Origin of the sequence: Acidocella sp. (genome assembly GCF_050253495.1) — a bacterium.
Lineage (GTDB): Bacteria > Pseudomonadota > Alphaproteobacteria > Acetobacterales > Acetobacteraceae > Acidocella.
Genome location: NZ_JBFWIX010000023.1, coordinates 1 through 15472 on the forward strand (window position 1 = coordinate 1; position 15472 = coordinate 15472).

Here is a 15472-nt window from a genome sequence, read left to right on the forward strand (position 1 = left end):
CGCTGGCGCTCCGGGGCCAACGGCGGCAATCCAGGCCACGAACCAGCTCGTCGGCAATGTCGCGAGCCAGCTCACCGAACAGAACGCGCTCTTGTCGAGTGCGGACCGCGCGCAGCAGCAAGCTGCGCTGCAAGAACAGGCGCAAGTAAACGCAACCAATCAGTTTATGGCGCCGACAAATCTGCCCCTGAACGGGCAGGGCGTTGGCTATTGATCGCACCCCTCGCACGAAAGAGTCTCGTCATGCGCACTAGAGCAGTCTTAGCGGTAGTTTTGATCCTTCCACTCGCTGGTTGTCATCATAGCCATTCGGTCAAATGGTTTAGCCAGCATCCGACGGCTCTGGTTAAAGCGCTCGCGAAATGTGGGCCGAGTCAAAATTCGAGTGAGTGTAAAAACGCGCGCGCGGCAAAAAAGAAAAACTTTTTTGCACCGGCTAATTTGCCCCTCAATAACAAGGGGACCGGATACTGATGCAACGCAATCGAGTCAGTAGTTTGTCCGCGCGGGCGATATTGGGTGCCATAACGGTCGTCGTTATGGCAATGGCTATGACACACGCTGCATGGGCGGCTACGCCTCCGTCCGCTGCTATCCCTGCGTCATTGGCGCCTGCGGCAATTGTCAACGATATCGTCACGACATACAAAAATGCGACCTCAACGTGGATCACACCGCTTCAAAATATTGCCGAAAAACTATTCTGGACGCTTGCTGGTATCGAGGTCGCGTGGTCGATCTCGCGCATCTTATTGCGAGGCGGGGATATCGCGGAGATCGTGATTGAGCTGATCCAGCAGATCGTGGTGATCGGCTTTTTCTACGGAATGCTATCGCATTTTCCGGAATATGCGCAGGACGTAATCGTGGGGTTACAAGATGCCGCATCAAGTGTTGGTGGGGTTTCACTAGCGAATCCAGGCAACATTTTCACGGTAGCGCTGAATATTGTCACTAAAGTAACCAGTGACATGGCTTATTGGAAAGTCGGGGCGGATATCGCGCTGGCGATCGCGGCTATGGCGATGATGATTATCTTTGCGCTGATCACAGCGAATATTGTGTTCGTTGTCATCGAAGCACATTTTGCCGTCGCCGCTGGAATCATTTTCATGGGTCTCGGCGGATCGCGCTGGACCAATACTTATGCTCTCAGCGTAATTCGCTACGTTATGTCGATCGCTGCGAAGTTGTTTGTGATGGAATTGGTGGTAGGGATTGGTCAAACAATAATCACGCAATTCGCTAATCAAATCCCGGACGCATCCTGGGCCTCTATATTGGCGTTGCTGGGCGCGGTGGTAGTCTTTTATGTTTTGATGAAGGGCATTCCCGATCTCGTTCAAGGCATCATTAACGGAGGCAACCTCAATACCGGCATGGGAATGTCCGCCGCGACCGCGGCCTTGGCCGGCGCAGCGGCTGGTGCCATGGCGGGTGGCGCTGGTGCGTTGTCAGCAGCGAGTGAGGCAAGTCAGCTTGCCGCAGCAGCCGGTGGGGGCGCAGGTGCGGAAGGCGCGGCGGGGGCATTGGGCGCGGCCGCGAGCGGCGGAGCGGGCGAAAGCGCCGCTGGCGGAGCATCCAGTGGCGGCGGTTCGAGCCTGGGCCGGGGGCAGTTGATGGCGCGGACTGCTGGTATCCTCGGCCGTGCCGCAATGGCGGATATGCAAGGCCGCCTTGAGGGCGACCCAGCTTCTCGGGGCGGCACAATGGGCGGTCGGATGGCCCGCCGCATTCGCAGTGCGAACACGTCTAAATCGGATGTGCCGCGCCTGACGCCGGACCCATAAGGCCGTACGCTATAGCCCATGGCATGCGTCGTTTTTCCGCATAAAAAGCTCAAAATAATAGTGACAACCATAGTCCGCTATCGTAAGGTATAGACCATGCGTAATCCTCTGACTCGTCGGCAACCGCCGGCTTTGAACGAAAGCCCGGCAGACTTCGACAAGCTGGCCTCATCATCTGATGGGGCCAGCCCTTATTTGGCGGGTCGGCGGGAATGGAATGAACGCTATGGTGATTTCGTTAAACAAGCGTCGCAATGGCGGCTTGTCGCCATCGGGGCTTTGGCTGTCGCTTTCGTCGCTGTCGGATGGGCGGGCTATCGATCCAGTCAGAGCAGGTTCGTGCCGTTCGTGGTTCAGGTGAACAAGCTCGGCGATGCGGTCGCCGTAGCGCCGCTCACCGAAGCCCCACCCGAGGACGGGCGGGTTATTGCGGCCCAGCTCGCGCGCTGGATTTTTGATGTCAGGTCCGTGTTCAACGATCAGCGCGCCGAGACGACAATTCTTGCGGATGCCTATACCTCGATTGCGCCAGATAGTCAGGCGTTCGCTTCGCTGAATCAATGGCTGCAACAGAATAACCCCTACAAGCGCAGCCATGATGATGCGGTATCGGTGAATGTCCATGACGTGTTGCCAATCTCGCCGAACGTCTATCGTGTGACATGGACCGAGAATGATCGCGGCCGTCATGACGGCACGGACGATATTGAAAACTGGTCGGCAATCATCACGATCAAAATCGAGCCGCCGGCGTCGGCGTCGGCAATCATGAAAAACCCTATGGGTATTTACATTACGAATTTCTCGTGGTCGCGGAGCGTGAACTGATGCGTATTGGTTGGGGCATTTTGGCGGCGTGTATGATGGTGCCGATGTCGGCGCTGGCGCAACAAGCGGTGCCAGCAATCAACCCTAAGGAGCTACCTCCGCCGGTTCCGCTGCTGAGCAATAAAGTCGTGCCGTTAGGCGCGAAGGCCGCAGCGGGGTTGCGGATATCTGAGGCGTGGACCGGATCGCGAAACCTGCCGACGCCTGGAAGTGACGGGGCTGTGCAGTTTTTGTATGGGGCGACGCTGCCGACATTGGTCTGCGCGCCATTGCGCGTGTGTGATATCAGCCTGCAACCTGGCGAGGTCGTGAAGCAGATCAATATCGGTGACTCGACCGAGTGGCAGGCGATCCCGGCAGTCAGTGGGGATGGGGCGGATGCCGTCACTCATGTTCTGGTCAAGCCGGTGAACTCCGGGCTTTCGACGGACATGGTGATCTCGACCAATCGCCGGACCTACACGATTCAACTCATCTCGGACCGTCATCGTTGGATGCCGGTCGTAGCTTTCCAATATCCCAGCGATGTGCAAGCGGCCTGGGCCGCATATCACGCCAAAATGGATCAGGAGCAGACGGACAATGTGCTGCCGTCAGGCCAATCTGTTGCGAAGCTCGACTTCAATTATCGGCTGAGTGGCGATAATCCAGGCTGGCGCCCGGTTCGGGTCTATACCGATGGCACGAAAACATACATCGATTTCCCGGACAAGATGCTCGTGACGACGGCGCCGGTTCTGCTCGCGCTGGGCAACAATGGTAAAACAGAGTTGGTCAATTACCGGGTCAATGGAGCGGTCTATATCGTTGATCGTGTCTTGACACGCGCGGAACTGATCGCGGGTGTCGGCTCAGACCAGCGCTCGGTTCGCATAACATATACAGGACAGAGGTTTTGATGCGCGAGCGGGTCATCATATTGGTCGCGATGCTTGGGCTAAGCGGCTGCGCGACCTCGATGGGAACGGGTTCGTTTGCGGCGGTGCCGTCGTCCGTCAAGGATCAGGAGATCGCGGCAAACCTCACCGGCCTGGTCGCGCACGCGCTGCCGCCCGCTAAGACCACGGTAATGCTGCAACCAGCCTCGGGGCCAGCGGGCAAGAATGTCGGGAAAGCCATCGACGCTGCGATGCGCTCGCGCGGCTTCGGGGTGTCTACGAAAACCGGCATCAAGGTGCGCTACGCGGTTTCAACATTCGATCAATCGATCTTGCTACGTGTCTGGACGAAAAATGAAGTCCTGTCGCGTGCTTATCAGCCGGATAAGGCGGGCAAGCTGGTGCCGGTGTCGCCAATGACTGTTGGGCGGGCCGAATGAAGGTAAGGTTGTCAAAGGATGACCCGCTTAGCCAACGTAGCGGCCTAACGCCTTCGAGCAAAATATCGTCAGCCAAAGTGCGCCGGCTTTCGCCCATGATCGCGATTGCTGGCGTTGGTGTTGTGGGCGTCATGGCCGCTGTCATCATCGATGGCACATTTGTTCGTGTGCATAAGAAGCCGGGGGCGGCGACATCTGTAGCAACAGCGAGCCAGGACACGGGCGATGATACAAACTCGTCCTCAGCGGCCCTGATGAAGAAATTACAGGAGGAAGGTGGCAGTGCTCCGTTAACCGTAACTCCGCCAAAAACGACTCCCCCGGCCGGGTCGAACAATTCGGGTGCTGGGGCGAAAACGACAGGCTTGGCCGATCAGTCCGCGACAGCAAGCCCGACACAGCAGATCGTGCAGCAGGCATGGGTGCAGTATGTGTCGGGGGTTATTCAGCAGACGCAAAAGCTGACGGACCAGCGTCGGCAGGCTCTCTCGTCAGGCTTGGCCGCATCGAGCGGTGGGAACCCTGGCGCGGCCGGAACGGTCGCGACCACGCCTGCGTCGTTTACGGCGCCGGCGGGCACTAACCCGCTGGCTGGTATGATCAACGGGACATCGCCGGACGGGACTCTGACACCGGACGGCGGCAGCACCAGCGGCAATGCGGTGTCCTTCGCCGGCGGCTCGTCGGGTCAGTCGGCCGCGCTCTCCGCCGCGCAAAAATCCTCCTATCTCGGCAAATTGCGTGGCAACCCGGATTATTTGCCAACGGGCCGTGAAGCGCCGATTTCGTCGGATGTTTTACGGGCGGGGACGGTCATTCCCGCAGTGATGGAGACCGGGATTGATAGCGATTTGCCGGGACAGATCCTCGCGAGAGTAGCCAGCAATGTCTACAACACCCCGGATGGTTCGCAGGTCCTGGTCCCGCAAGGGGCGGAGTTGATTGGCACTTATGACGACCAGGTATCGAACGGCCAAAGTCGTGTGCTCGTCGTCTGGAACCGGATCATTTACCCGGATGGGTCGAGCCTCGATATCGATTCAATGCCGGGGGCAAGTCCGAGCGGCTTTGCCGGTTTCCATGACCAGGTGAACAATCACTATTTCCGGATTTTCGGCGATGCGTTGCTCATGTCGGTCTTTTCCGCCGGCGTGCAGCTTTCGCAGCCGCAGGCGTCGCCGAGCAGCACCTATTCGAGTCAGCAGATCATCGCGGGTTCGCTCGGCCAACAGCTCGGCCAGACTGGCCAAAATCTGATCAACCGGGATATCGGCATCGCGCCGACACTCAAAATTCGGCAAGGCTACAGGTTTGACGTGATGATCACCCGCGATTTGGTCATTAAACCATGGCAATCGGTCGCGGCATTGTCGAGTGAAGCGGGCAATGCCCCCTCCACGCAAACCGACAAAGCTATGTGGATCGCGGAGCCGTTGCAGCAGAACCACCTCTCGCATCAGCAATTGGTGACGCCCGCCCCGGACAAGAGTGGCCCGAACGATGCGTCAGGCCATCCGCAGTCGTTGCTAGGCACCTTACCGCCGGCATCGACCACCCCTCATAATCGCAACGGTGTTGTCGCGGTGCCATCTCTGCCGTTGCCACCCAATGCAACGGCGGCAGCGCCCGTCCCGCCGCCGCTTCCCACCTGGTCGCTTCCCGCCGGACAACTGGTCGGACGGCAGCTTGCGTCCTGGGGCCAGAGCGCGGGCTGGCATGTCATCTGGAATGTCGGGCAGGACTGGCCCGTCCCGCGTGCCAGTAATTTCCAAGGCACGTTCTCCGGCGCGGCAAGCCAGGTCATCGAGGATCTGGCGGCACAGGGAGCGCCGATTCACGCCACATTTTATCGCGGCAACCACACTCTTGTTGTGACTGGAGTCAACCAATGAAACGCTGGACAATCCTACTCGCCGCGACGGCTCTGTCCGGCTGCGCCACATTCCACCAAGCGGCGAATATGAACGCCAAAGCAAAGGCGGAAGCTGATGGCGCTTCTTCGTATTTTCCGAAAATCGTGCAGAGCACGCCCGCACCGTTCCTGATGGGGCCGCCGGTGAAGATCGCGCCGCCTCCGAACCCGCTACTTCTGGAAAATGTGACGCTGGTCAGCGCCCAACCGCTGTCGATCCATGAGTTGGCTGGCCGGATCAGCGACATTACCGGCGTGCCGGTGCGCGTCACCGGCTTGTCGATGCCGTCAAGCGGGCTTGACGCCATTCCGGCGCTACCGTCATCCGAGACCGCTGGCGCGCTTCCTCCACCGCCGGCGGCGCTGTTCTCCGCTGCTGCGAGCGGTGGGGACACTGTGCATGTGCCGTCGCTTTCGTTGCGATATCACGGAACGCTGCGGGGCTTGCTTGATACGATCACCGCCCGCGCGGGATTATCCTGGCGGCTGGATGGCGGCACGATTACGCTATTCAAGATTGAGTCGCGAACCTTTTTGATTCCGGCTTTGCCGACCACGACGACAACGCAGAGCAAGATCGTGGCCAGCGCGGGCGCAACCAGTTCATCCGGGGCGCTCGGCCTGAGTTCGTCGAGCGGCGGAAGCTCTGGCGGCAATAGCTCGAATGGCGATACCTCGATCACCAACACGTCCACCACGGATATTTGGAAGGGGATGCAAAAGACGGCCGAGGCCGTCAGTGGGGGCGCCAAGGTGACGGCGGATGCGTCCTCCGGCACGATTACCGTGACGGGAACGCCTGATCAGGTGAGCCAGGTCGCATCATGGGTGGAGACGCTACAACAGACTCTCTCGAAGCAGGTGGCGATCACAATCCACATCTATAACGTACAGCTCAACAACGAACAGAATTACGGGTTCAACCCGACTCTCGCTTTTCAGAATGCGGCGAAGTCGTTTGGTCTCTCGTTGGCCGGCGCACCGGCCCCGGCGGTTGCCTCGGGCAGTTCGACCTTTTCCTTTGGCGCGTCCATCCTGAGCACGGCGCAAGGGGCGGCGGGTGAGTTCGCCGGCACGCAGGCGGCGGTGCAGGCGCTCGCGACGCTGGGCCATGTCAGCCAGGTTTTCAGCCAGTCGCGCGTGACGCTGAATGGTCAGCCCGCCGCGATCCAGGTAGCGCAGCAAACGGGATATCTGGCGGAGAGCCAGATCAACCAGGCGGCCAATGTCGGGTCCACCACGGGATTGATACCAGGGACGGTCACCACGGGTTTCACCGGAACGGTGACGCCGCGCGTTGTCGGCAACCGGATTCTGCTCGGCATGAACATGACGATTTCGTCGCTGGTCAACCTCAAGACAGTGAGCAGCGGCGGCGCTTCTATCCAGGTGCCGACGACGACAGATACCGTCGTCAATCAATCGGCATCCCTGCGTTCGGGCAGCACACTGATGATCACCGGCTACAAAGAAGCGGACGGGAACACGACAAACAACGGCGTTGGCACGCCGTTCTTTGCCTTCCTGGGCGGTGGTGGTGACGCGCAGGTGAAGAAAACCCTGATCGCGATCGTGGTCAGCGCGCGGTCGCTGTGAACCGGGGAGATAACATCATGGCTTGTAAATCCGTCCTTCTTCTAGCCACATCTATGGCGATGCTGATGCCGGGCTTGGCGTTAGCCGATCCCGCACCTGCGTCAAACAAGACCACCACGATCAGCCAGCTCGATGCGCTGAACGCTCAGATCGCGGTGCTCAAGCAGGAATTGCAAATCGCCAAGCTCAAAGCGGGGATTAAGAATGCGGGCAATCCGTCAACAGGGGAGTCGGCAGCGCCAACTGGATTTCCAGGCGTGGCATTCGGCAAGCCACCGCAACCCGCCTCGGCCGCGCCGGCACCGCAGGATACGATGCCGCGCATTGTCTCGATCGATGGCCGGGGCACTCGCCTTTCGGCAGTGTTGATGATGCCAGATGGCGGCGAGATTGTCGCCACGCGGGGGCTTGGCCTTGGCGATGGGCTGACGGTTCATGACGTGACCGCCTCGGGCGTGAACGTGATGAAGGCCGGCAACCTCCTGCCGCTGCCGTTTGTCAGCGCGCAGGATAGTACGTCAGCGCCGGCGGTGTCGGCATCGCAGGTCAGCGTCCCCCGTCCGGCGTCTTACCCGCCGGCTCTGCCCGGCGCGTCTCAATGACAGCCGCGCGAGTCATCGAGGCCGGAGACCGGCAATGGATCGCAGGGCTCGTTTGGCGTTCGTTCGCCGATCGGCCGAAGCTCGCCGAGCTGCGGGAGGACGCCAAGGATCTCGGCGCGGATTGGGTTGCTGTTCGTGGGACCAGCCAGGTTATCCAGGCGGGTTTTTGTCCTGCGGTGGAAAACAGCAAGCCGAAGCGGGTGTTTTCGTTGGCGGCGGCCATCGCGCAGTCGCAGGAACAGCCCTGGTTGGGCATCTACCAGCTTTCCGATGATCTGTGGTGGTATCTGGCGGTTCGCGACGGTCAAGCGGTCCTGCCCGATGGTGATGTGATTGGCAGTTACGAGACCATTCTTGAGGCCCGCCAACGGCACGAAAACTACGCAGACTGGAAGTATCTCAAAGGCACGCTGACGGATGATCTGCTGCCGATCTTAGAAGCGGCACGGGGTTCCGACGCTCTGGTGCCAGTCAGATCGGTTGAGCCGGTATCTCCTTGGCGGGTTATCGTTCCGGGGATCGGGGTGATCCTCGTCGTCATCGGCGGGGCGTGGCTGTGGCATCATCACGTCGAGGTGGAACAACGGCATCGGCTTGAAGCCCTGGCGGCCGAGCGGGCGCGCATCCTGGCGGAACAGAAGGCGGTTTCACCGTTGCTCAGTTCGCCCGCGCCAGATGAGTGGCTGTCGGCGTGTTCTGATGCGACCGGGGCGGTGCCGGTCGCCGAAGATGGTTGGGTGAACGCGGGTGTGGCCTGCGGCGCGTCCAGCGCGACCGTGACATGGAAGCGGGACATGGGTGCGACCGTGGCCGAGAGGCCGGCGGGCGCGTTATCGTCGGATGGCAATAGTGTCGTGCAATCCATAGCCTGGCCGCCGCTGGCTCATGGGACAGATGACGCGCGGGGCCTGGCTGCTGCTGACGCTGCGCTCTACGCCCTGCTGCAACCGCTCGGTGTGCAGGCGCAGATTTCCGCGCCTCCCGCACCGCCGCAGCTTCCTGGCTCAACAGACACCACGAAACCACCGCCAATCCCAGCTCAATCAGTGGCGTTCACCCTGCCGGTGGCGCCGTTCGGTATCGCGTTCGATCAGATACCAGGATTGAGGCTGACGTTCGTGCAAAAAAAAGCTGATGGCTGGTCTATTCAGGGGATGATTTATGGAAGATGATGTTCGTATCGGTCGTGATCTACCGGCGTTGCCGGAGCATTTGAGCGAATTTATCGCGCTCGATCACGCGGCGCAGAAACTTTATGTTGAGCCGCGCCGCAAAGCGGACCCGCTATTGCTGACATGGCTAGATCGGTGTCGGCAGCGGGGCGTGAAATTCGAGGTGGTCTCGCTCGATCTCGATGAGATCGTTGAGTGGCGGCGAAATGGCTTTCGCCCCACTATGCGGTCGCCATCGCCGGGCAATGAGGCAGCGCTCGAAAACCGTGAGGCGGCCATGACGATGTTGGCGCGGGCCGCGAGCTATACCGCGTCTGATATTCATATTCTGCTGCGCGGATCGCACACAGAGGTTCAGTTCCGCGTGAAGGGCGAGCTGCGCGTTGCGGAACGGCTGACACAAGAAGAAGGCGAAGCGATCATCCGGGCGTTTTACCAAGGAATCGCTGTCGTCAAGGATGCGTCGTTCACCCCGCTGGAAACGCAGAATGCGCAGATCAGCGGGCCAATTGTGCAGGAGTTCGGGCTATCATCAGTCCGCATCGTTCGCGGCCCAGCGCATCCTGTGGAAGTTGGCGGCGGCTTCATGATTCTGCGCTTGCAATACCTGGACACTGCGGCGGCCCGCAAACAAGGAGTCGGAAAAGCCGTCTTAGACTATCCTCGCCGCCCCGATGGAATCCTGCGGCTTGAAGAAATGGGCTACCAGGCCAAACAGGCAGACAAGTTGCGGTTTCTGATTGAGGGATCGAGCGGGATCGTTCTGTTCACAGGGCCAACGGGCTCTGGCAAAACCACTTCGATTTATGAGTTGCTGCGTGAATCGGCGCGGTTATCGCCCAGGCGGCGGCTTGTCTCGATCGAAAAGCCCGTAGAATACCCGATGCCATGGGCCGTGCAGCTATCCATTACGGGCGATGAGGCAGGCGATGATGAAGGCGATGCCTTTGGTGATTATCTCCGCCATTCGCTTCGGATGGACCCGGATTTGATTTTCCTTGGCGAAATCCGTTCTGTTGGCGTGGCGTTAACGGCTTTCGAGGCATCATTGACCGGCCATAAAGTTTTCAGCACGATCCACACCGAAGATCCATTCTCCGTGCCAGATCGCATCGAAATCATGGATGCGGCTCGTCTGCCGCGTAAGATGTTCTGCAATAGCAAGATGATCCGTGGGATCGTCAATCAGAGGCTTGTGCCGCAACTCTGCCCGCATTGTGCCGTACCCCTGGCGGACGCAGCCAGCGATGCCCTCTGGCCTCGCCTGCGGGCGGTGCTGGACACCTATGCGGCCGCATGGGCGCATTATGGGGATCTGTCGGGCGTGCGGTTGCGGGGGGCGGGATGTGCGGCCTGCCACCACGATGGCACCAGCCGCCGGATCGCCATCGCCGAGGTTATTGTTACTGACGCTGATTTGATGCGCGATTTTGTCGATCACGGCGCCGACACCGCCCGTAAGAATTATCGGATGCGCGCAGATGCCGATTGGTCAGTGCTGCATACAGCCATGGATGGTGTAATGGCAGGACGGATCGATCCGCGCGATGTCGGGGAGTATGTCGATGTGGTTGTGCCGGCGGATAGGGTGGACGAATGAGCGCCACCCTGAAACGCGCCCGGTCGTTCATCGACCGGATGACACCAAAGAATGGGGTGAGTCTGAAAGGAGGCTCATTCGAGACGTGGTTGAACCGGCTGGCATTCTCGTGGTCCGTCCGCTCCGCACTATATCGGCATATGTCGGTGCAGGTCGGCAATCATATCGGGGAGATCGCGGCGCTTGAGACGTTCGTCCGTCGCCTGAAACGCCAGAAGCGCAAAAGTTGTGTCATGGTGGTCGAGGACGTGATTCGACGGATGCGCGACGGTGGGCAGTTATCCGTCGCCCTGCGCCGCTGGGTGCCGATGGATGAAGCCTTGACGATCGCCGGCGGTGAAACCGCTGGTCGGATCGAGCAGGCGTTCGACCTGCTCGTGGAATCCAAGGCAAGGATCGCGAATGTGAGGCGAACGATGGTCAGCGCCTTCACGACACCGCTCGTCTACCTGTTCGCGATCTACGGCATGTTGTGGGCAATTGGGACGTTCTTCTTGCCGAGCATTGCCAAGACAGTGCCTGCTGATGCAGTTCATGGTGCGGGCGCATTGCTTTACACGTTGGGTAATTTTGCGACCGGCCCGTGGATGCTGATTCCGGTCGGGCTACTGGTCGGCGGTGCCGGATGGACTACTTGGGCGTTGCCCCGGTGGATCGGCGCGCAACGTGTCATCGCTGAGCGGTTTTTCCCTTTCAATTTCTATCGCGACATTCAGGGGTATGTGTGGCTGCTGACATTCGCCTCGATGTTGCGGGCCGGGATGAGTGATACGCGCGTGCTGGAAGATCAGGCACGCTTTGCAACGCCATGGCTGCGTCAGCGGCTTATAACGGTCAGGCGGCGGATGTTGAACGGGCAGGGCCTCGCGCCCGCGCTGGAAACGTCTGGCTTTGGTTTTCCGAACCCGGAACTGATCGATGATATCGGCTCCATGTCGGACTTCGATGACTTCCCCGAGCGGATTATGCGCCGTGCGGTGCAGTGGGCCGATGAGTTGGAATGGATCACGAAAGCCCGCGTGCGAGCCCTCGGTTTCGCGTTCGATATCGCGATGTATGCCCTGATGCTGATCGTGTTGCTCGGCATCAACAGTTTGTCGATCCAGATCGGGAATGTCCCCGGTCTGTCTTAAGGAGGTAGAAGCTCATGTCGGAAATTCTTGGCACCCTGTTCAAGTATTTGCTTGGACTACTCGCGATTGTTGCGGTTGTCGTGGTGCTTTATGAAGCCCTGTCAAGCAACAAGGTATCGACCGCAGCGGCGGATGTCACCACACTCCAATCGAATGTCGCGCAACTTTATGGCGGGACGGCCAGCACTGCGTCTCTGAGCGATACCGTGGTGATTTCAGCGAAAGCAGCGCCGAATAGCATGGTCAGCGGCAATACACTGCTCGACCCGTGGGCGGGCGCTGTGACGGTGCAGCCGGACGCCAACCCTGGCGAGTTCGATATCATTCTCGCGGGCATCCCGCAGGCGGCTTGCAACAAGCTGGCGACGGCAGTGTCGTCCTACAAAAGTATCTCGATCAACGGCACGGCAGACACCTCGCCGGTTGATCCGGGCACCGTGGCGACGCAATGCACGTCTGGCGGCAACAATCAGATTCAGTTCACGTTCGCCTCGTAATCAGGAGCGACAGTGGAGCTTCTTGATCTCCCGTTTTCTGATCTCTTCGTGAGCGGTGATCCGGCGTCGTCTTGGTTGAAAGCGACGCCGGACACGCGCGAGATGGAGTTCGTGCCCGAGGCATTATTCCCGGAGATCCAGGGGCTGAGGCGCGATCTGCTGGCCCGTTCGACAACCCAATCATTTAGCATTGAGTGGGGCACGGCCCGCCGGGAGCGGTTGCGGGTCAAACCATTGATGACCGCCCATATCGAACCGCTATTCGTCTGCCGGCGTTTCGCAGGCACGCCGAAGCCGCTCATCGAGCTGGGAATGCCCGCTGCTGTTGTCGATCGGCTATTGAGCCACCCTGTGCGGAACGGCTTAATCCTGTTCATCGGCTCGATGGCGGCTGGCAAAACCACCGCGGCATCGAGCTTCACTGTGGAATATATCTCGCGCCATGGCGGCGTTGCCATGACGGTCGAGGCGCCGATCGAGATGGATCTGGAAGGCCGGCACGGTAAAGGTATCGTTTATCAGACCGAAGTAGAATCGGACGATGATATGGGACCAGCGCTGCGGGGAATGCTCCGTAGTGCAGCCAATTTGTTGTTTTGTGGCGAAGTCAAGACCGATATCGCCGCCCGCGAGGTGCTGAATTTGAGCACGTCCGGACATCCTGTCGTCACGACGTTTCACGGTCCGGATCTACAAACCGGATTGTTGCGATTCGCCCGCTCGACGGGCGATCAAAAGGACGCTCTCGCCCACGCCCTGACGGCGGTATTTCATCTGACATTGCGCAACCCCCGTCTTATGCCTGGCGTGCCGTTACCGCCTGGGCTGCCCGGCCGTTCATCGCCACCGGATCGGCTCTTGACGGTATCTCCGTTGCTGGTGGTTGACGGCACTCGCGACCAGGTGCGCTCGGCCATCCGGTCGGGAAATTTCGACCAGCTCGGAAGCGAGATTGAACGCCAACGTCGGCTATTTTTGGGGGGCGGTACGCTATGATGTGGGCAATTCTGTCGGTGATGATCGTATTGTCGTTCATTGGAATCGGCGCGATCGATCGTGTCCAGTCGCTAAACGTCCCCGCAGCATCATCGCAGCCGGCAGCGCTGGCGACAGGTCAAGACTTCATGATTTATAGAAATGCGGTCCTGGCCTACGCTGAGGCAAACGCCAGCGTCGGCACGGGCGGCAATGCGAATGTGCTCCCGCAATTCCTGATTTTTCCGCCGGGGGTGGCGGTGAGCAATTTGCCTGCTGGCATTGGCAATTTAATTACGCCAGGCCCGAACGGATCACGAATTGTCTACACGTGGGCGCCAGCGCCGACTGGGACAGTCGCCGAGACCGTGATGCAGTTTGGCGGCGATGTATCGATCGGCCGTGCCGAGGGCACAGTGTGGAACACACCGGCCTATGGAACAATGGGCACACTGCCGGCGGGCATCCCTTCTGGTGACATGATTTCTGTTGTGCAGCTAGGAGGCTGACATGGGACCGATATTAGGTGCGTTGTTTGCGGTATTGATCGGCCTGCTCGCGGTCCGGCCAGTGATCTCTTACCAGGAAGCGGCCCTCCACAACGTCCAGTCAGCCGCGACCGCCGGGCAGATGCGCCAGATCGCGACAGCCGCCCAAGCCTATATTCAGGCAAATTATGCGGCGGTCGAAGCGAACAGCACGGCCGGTTCGCCGGCGACGATCACCGTCCCGATGCTGGAAAGCACGGGCTATCTGTCGCCATCCACGTCACCCACTAATCCGTTCGGACAAACCTGGGTGGTGCAGGTCTTGCAGCCGTCGCCAGGTCAGCTCCAAGCCCTTGTGCTGAGCACGGGCGGGGCGACGATTCCCGAAAAGCAGGCCCCGGCGATTGCCACGCAAACCGGCCAGGAAGGCGGGTTCGTCCCCTACAACGGCCAATATGGGTCGCTGAGCGCGGCCGCCGCGCAAGGTGCCTATGGTCATTGGAGCGTGGCTCTGAATGGCTATACGAATCCCGGTCCCGGCCACCTGGCCGCCTTGTTGGCGTTCAACAACGGCAACCTCGAAAATGATTACCTCTACCGGGTGGCCGTGCCCGGCCAGCCCCAACTGAACACGATGCAGACCGCTTTGAATATGGGCAACAATGACGTTAATAACGCCAACAACATACAGGCGAACGGGCGGATCGGGGCGGCCGGGCAGTCTGCAACATCCGGTTATCCGGCCGGCTGGGGCGGCGGTGTTCACACGTGGGATCTATACGCGAATGGCTCTGTCGGTGCCGGAACGAACGGCAGCCTGCTTGCTGACCTAACCGGGAACGGGGGCACTCAAGGTCAGGTACAAACTGTAAGCCCAAACGGTGGAGTCAGTACGTCGAGTCTGTCCAACAATACTCAAGCATTTATAGGAGCAGATAATTCGAGCGGCGCCTACGTTTCGATAAACGTGCCCGATGATGGCTCGAACAACAACGCATCCATTGCAACAAATGGTGCGATGTATGTGAACAAACCAGGTGGTGGGCAATCCTTCTATGCCTACAACAATGGCTATGCCGGTGTAACTGATACATTCACTGTGGGATCGCGTCTCGAACTAGGCACTGCATTTGGCGGCGCCAATCAAGGTGGGGGCTGCAACCCGAATGGTGAGATTGCGGCGAACGCGAATGGCTCGGGCCAGCTCATGGCGTGTGTGAACGGCACTTGGCAGGCGGCGGGCGGCACGGGGTTCACACAATCCTATCAGATGGGTGTAGGCAACGGCACCTGGTATCAAAACACGGGGTCGGGTCCGATGTTTCTGGCGTCGAATTGCAATAGCACGCCGTATTCATCGGGCTATGTCGAAAACGTGACGATCATAGTTCGCAATCAGGCCGGACAGCAGATATCTTCAAGTAATGGTCAGATCCAGGAGGGCGGTAGTGACGCGAATTTCGCAGGCATACCGTCGGCGTCAGCGATTGTACCCGCTGGTGACTATTTTGATGTTGTTGGATCGAATATGTCCTGCTCACTCATGGTAACAAGGTAAATC

Annotated in this window: 16 protein-coding genes; all 16 read left to right on the forward strand. The window is 59.5% G+C overall.

Going from position 1 to position 15472, the window contains the following annotated elements; genetic code table 11:
* The coding region (locus AB7D48_RS14380) for a hypothetical protein (protein ID WP_427980431.1) at positions 1-214 on the forward strand (214 nt) is incomplete at its 5' end.
* 29 nt (positions 215-243) lie between these two features.
* On the forward strand, positions 244-474 hold the full coding sequence (locus tag AB7D48_RS14385) for an EexN family lipoprotein (protein ID WP_427980433.1): 231 nt from the start codon (positions 244-246) through the stop codon (positions 472-474).
* On the forward strand, positions 474-1790 hold the full coding sequence (gene trbL / locus AB7D48_RS14390; RefSeq protein ID WP_427980435.1) for a P-type conjugative transfer protein TrbL: 1317 nt from the start codon (positions 474-476) through the stop codon (positions 1788-1790). The genes AB7D48_RS14385 and trbL overlap by 1 nt, the downstream gene beginning before the upstream one ends.
* A 96-nt stretch (positions 1791-1886) precedes the next feature.
* Complete coding sequence (gene trbF / locus AB7D48_RS14395) at positions 1887-2618, forward strand: conjugal transfer protein TrbF (RefSeq protein ID WP_427980438.1); 732 nt, start codon at positions 1887-1889, stop codon at positions 2616-2618.
* Positions 2597-3517, forward strand: coding sequence for a P-type conjugative transfer protein TrbG (trbG, locus tag AB7D48_RS14400; protein WP_427980441.1), 921 nt, complete (start codon positions 2597-2599; stop codon positions 3515-3517). Before trbF ends, trbG begins: the two co-directional genes overlap by 22 nt.
* Entirely contained in the window at positions 3517-3936 is a 420-nt protein-coding gene (locus AB7D48_RS14405; protein WP_427980443.1) for a hypothetical protein, read from the forward strand. The genes trbG and AB7D48_RS14405 overlap by 1 nt, the downstream gene beginning before the upstream one ends.
* 95 nt (positions 3937-4031) lie before the next feature.
* Positions 4032-5828: a TrbI/VirB10 family protein gene (locus AB7D48_RS14410; RefSeq protein ID WP_427980446.1), complete on the forward strand. Its 1797-nt coding sequence runs from the start codon at positions 4032-4034 to the stop codon at positions 5826-5828.
* A complete protein-coding gene (locus AB7D48_RS14415) occupies positions 5825-7444 on the forward strand; it encodes a secretin N-terminal domain-containing protein (protein WP_427980448.1) in 1620 nt (539 codons plus the stop codon). The genes AB7D48_RS14410 and AB7D48_RS14415 overlap by 4 nt, the downstream gene beginning before the upstream one ends.
* Positions 7445-7497: 53 nt before the next feature.
* Positions 7498-8046 carry a type IV pilus biogenesis protein PilP gene (pilP, locus tag AB7D48_RS14420; protein ID WP_427980450.1) on the forward strand — a complete coding sequence of 183 codons (549 nt, stop codon included), beginning with the start codon at positions 7498-7500 and terminating at the stop codon, positions 8044-8046.
* Positions 8043-9218 (forward strand): type 4b pilus protein PilO2, encoded by a 1176-nt coding sequence (pilO2, locus tag AB7D48_RS14425; RefSeq protein ID WP_427980452.1) that lies wholly within the window; start codon positions 8043-8045, stop codon positions 9216-9218. Before pilP ends, pilO2 begins: the two co-directional genes overlap by 4 nt.
* Positions 9208-10818, forward strand: a complete 1611-nt coding sequence (locus tag AB7D48_RS14430; protein WP_427980455.1) for a GspE/PulE family protein — start codon at positions 9208-9210, stop codon at positions 10816-10818. The genes pilO2 and AB7D48_RS14430 overlap by 11 nt, the downstream gene beginning before the upstream one ends.
* Positions 10815-11951, forward strand: coding sequence for a type II secretion system F family protein (locus AB7D48_RS14435; RefSeq protein WP_427980458.1), 1137 nt, complete (start codon positions 10815-10817; stop codon positions 11949-11951). Before AB7D48_RS14430 ends, AB7D48_RS14435 begins: the two co-directional genes overlap by 4 nt.
* A gap of 14 nt (positions 11952-11965) precedes the next feature.
* Positions 11966-12448: a type 4 pilus major pilin gene (locus AB7D48_RS14440; RefSeq protein ID WP_427980460.1), complete on the forward strand. Its 483-nt coding sequence runs from the start codon at positions 11966-11968 to the stop codon at positions 12446-12448.
* A gap of 12 nt (positions 12449-12460) precedes the next feature.
* Positions 12461-13444 (forward strand): ATPase, T2SS/T4P/T4SS family, encoded by a 984-nt coding sequence (locus AB7D48_RS14445; RefSeq protein WP_427980463.1) that lies wholly within the window; start codon positions 12461-12463, stop codon positions 13442-13444.
* Positions 13441-13932: a type IV pilus biogenesis protein PilM gene (pilM, locus tag AB7D48_RS14450; protein WP_427980465.1), complete on the forward strand. Its 492-nt coding sequence runs from the start codon at positions 13441-13443 to the stop codon at positions 13930-13932. The genes AB7D48_RS14445 and pilM overlap by 4 nt, the downstream gene beginning before the upstream one ends.
* Position 13933: 1 nt before the next feature.
* Positions 13934-15469 carry a shufflon system plasmid conjugative transfer pilus tip adhesin PilV gene (pilV, locus tag AB7D48_RS14455; RefSeq protein WP_427980468.1) on the forward strand — a complete coding sequence of 512 codons (1536 nt, stop codon included), beginning with the start codon at positions 13934-13936 and terminating at the stop codon, positions 15467-15469.
* Positions 15470-15472: the final 3 nt, after the last annotated feature.

What these genes read in the sequence shown, in the direction of transcription:
- AB7D48_RS14410 (WP_427980446.1), top strand. Translation starts at nt 4,032, where the DNA reads ATGATCGCGATTGCTGGCGTTGGTGTTGTGGGCGTCATGGCCGCTGTC.
- AB7D48_RS14440 (WP_427980460.1), top strand. Translation starts at nt 11,966, where the DNA reads ATGTCGGAAATTCTTGGCACCCTGTTCAAGTATTTGCTTGGACTACTC.
- pilO2 (WP_427980452.1), top strand. Translation starts at nt 8,043, where the DNA reads ATGACAGCCGCGCGAGTCATCGAGGCCGGAGACCGGCAATGGATCGCA.
- trbF (WP_427980438.1), top strand. Translation starts at nt 1,887, where the DNA reads ATGCGTAATCCTCTGACTCGTCGGCAACCGCCGGCTTTGAACGAAAGC.
- pilM (WP_427980465.1), top strand. Translation starts at nt 13,441, where the DNA reads ATGATGTGGGCAATTCTGTCGGTGATGATCGTATTGTCGTTCATTGGA.
- pilV (WP_427980468.1), top strand. Translation starts at nt 13,934, where the DNA reads ATGGGACCGATATTAGGTGCGTTGTTTGCGGTATTGATCGGCCTGCTC.
- trbL (WP_427980435.1), top strand. Translation starts at nt 474, where the DNA reads ATGCAACGCAATCGAGTCAGTAGTTTGTCCGCGCGGGCGATATTGGGT.
- AB7D48_RS14405 (WP_427980443.1), top strand. Translation starts at nt 3,517, where the DNA reads ATGCGCGAGCGGGTCATCATATTGGTCGCGATGCTTGGGCTAAGCGGC.
- AB7D48_RS14385 (WP_427980433.1), top strand. Translation starts at nt 244, where the DNA reads ATGCGCACTAGAGCAGTCTTAGCGGTAGTTTTGATCCTTCCACTCGCT.
- AB7D48_RS14430 (WP_427980455.1), top strand. Translation starts at nt 9,208, where the DNA reads ATGGAAGATGATGTTCGTATCGGTCGTGATCTACCGGCGTTGCCGGAG.
- AB7D48_RS14435 (WP_427980458.1), top strand. Translation starts at nt 10,815, where the DNA reads ATGAGCGCCACCCTGAAACGCGCCCGGTCGTTCATCGACCGGATGACA.
- AB7D48_RS14415 (WP_427980448.1), top strand. Translation starts at nt 5,825, where the DNA reads ATGAAACGCTGGACAATCCTACTCGCCGCGACGGCTCTGTCCGGCTGC.
- pilP (WP_427980450.1), top strand. Translation starts at nt 7,498, where the DNA reads ATGGCGATGCTGATGCCGGGCTTGGCGTTAGCCGATCCCGCACCTGCG.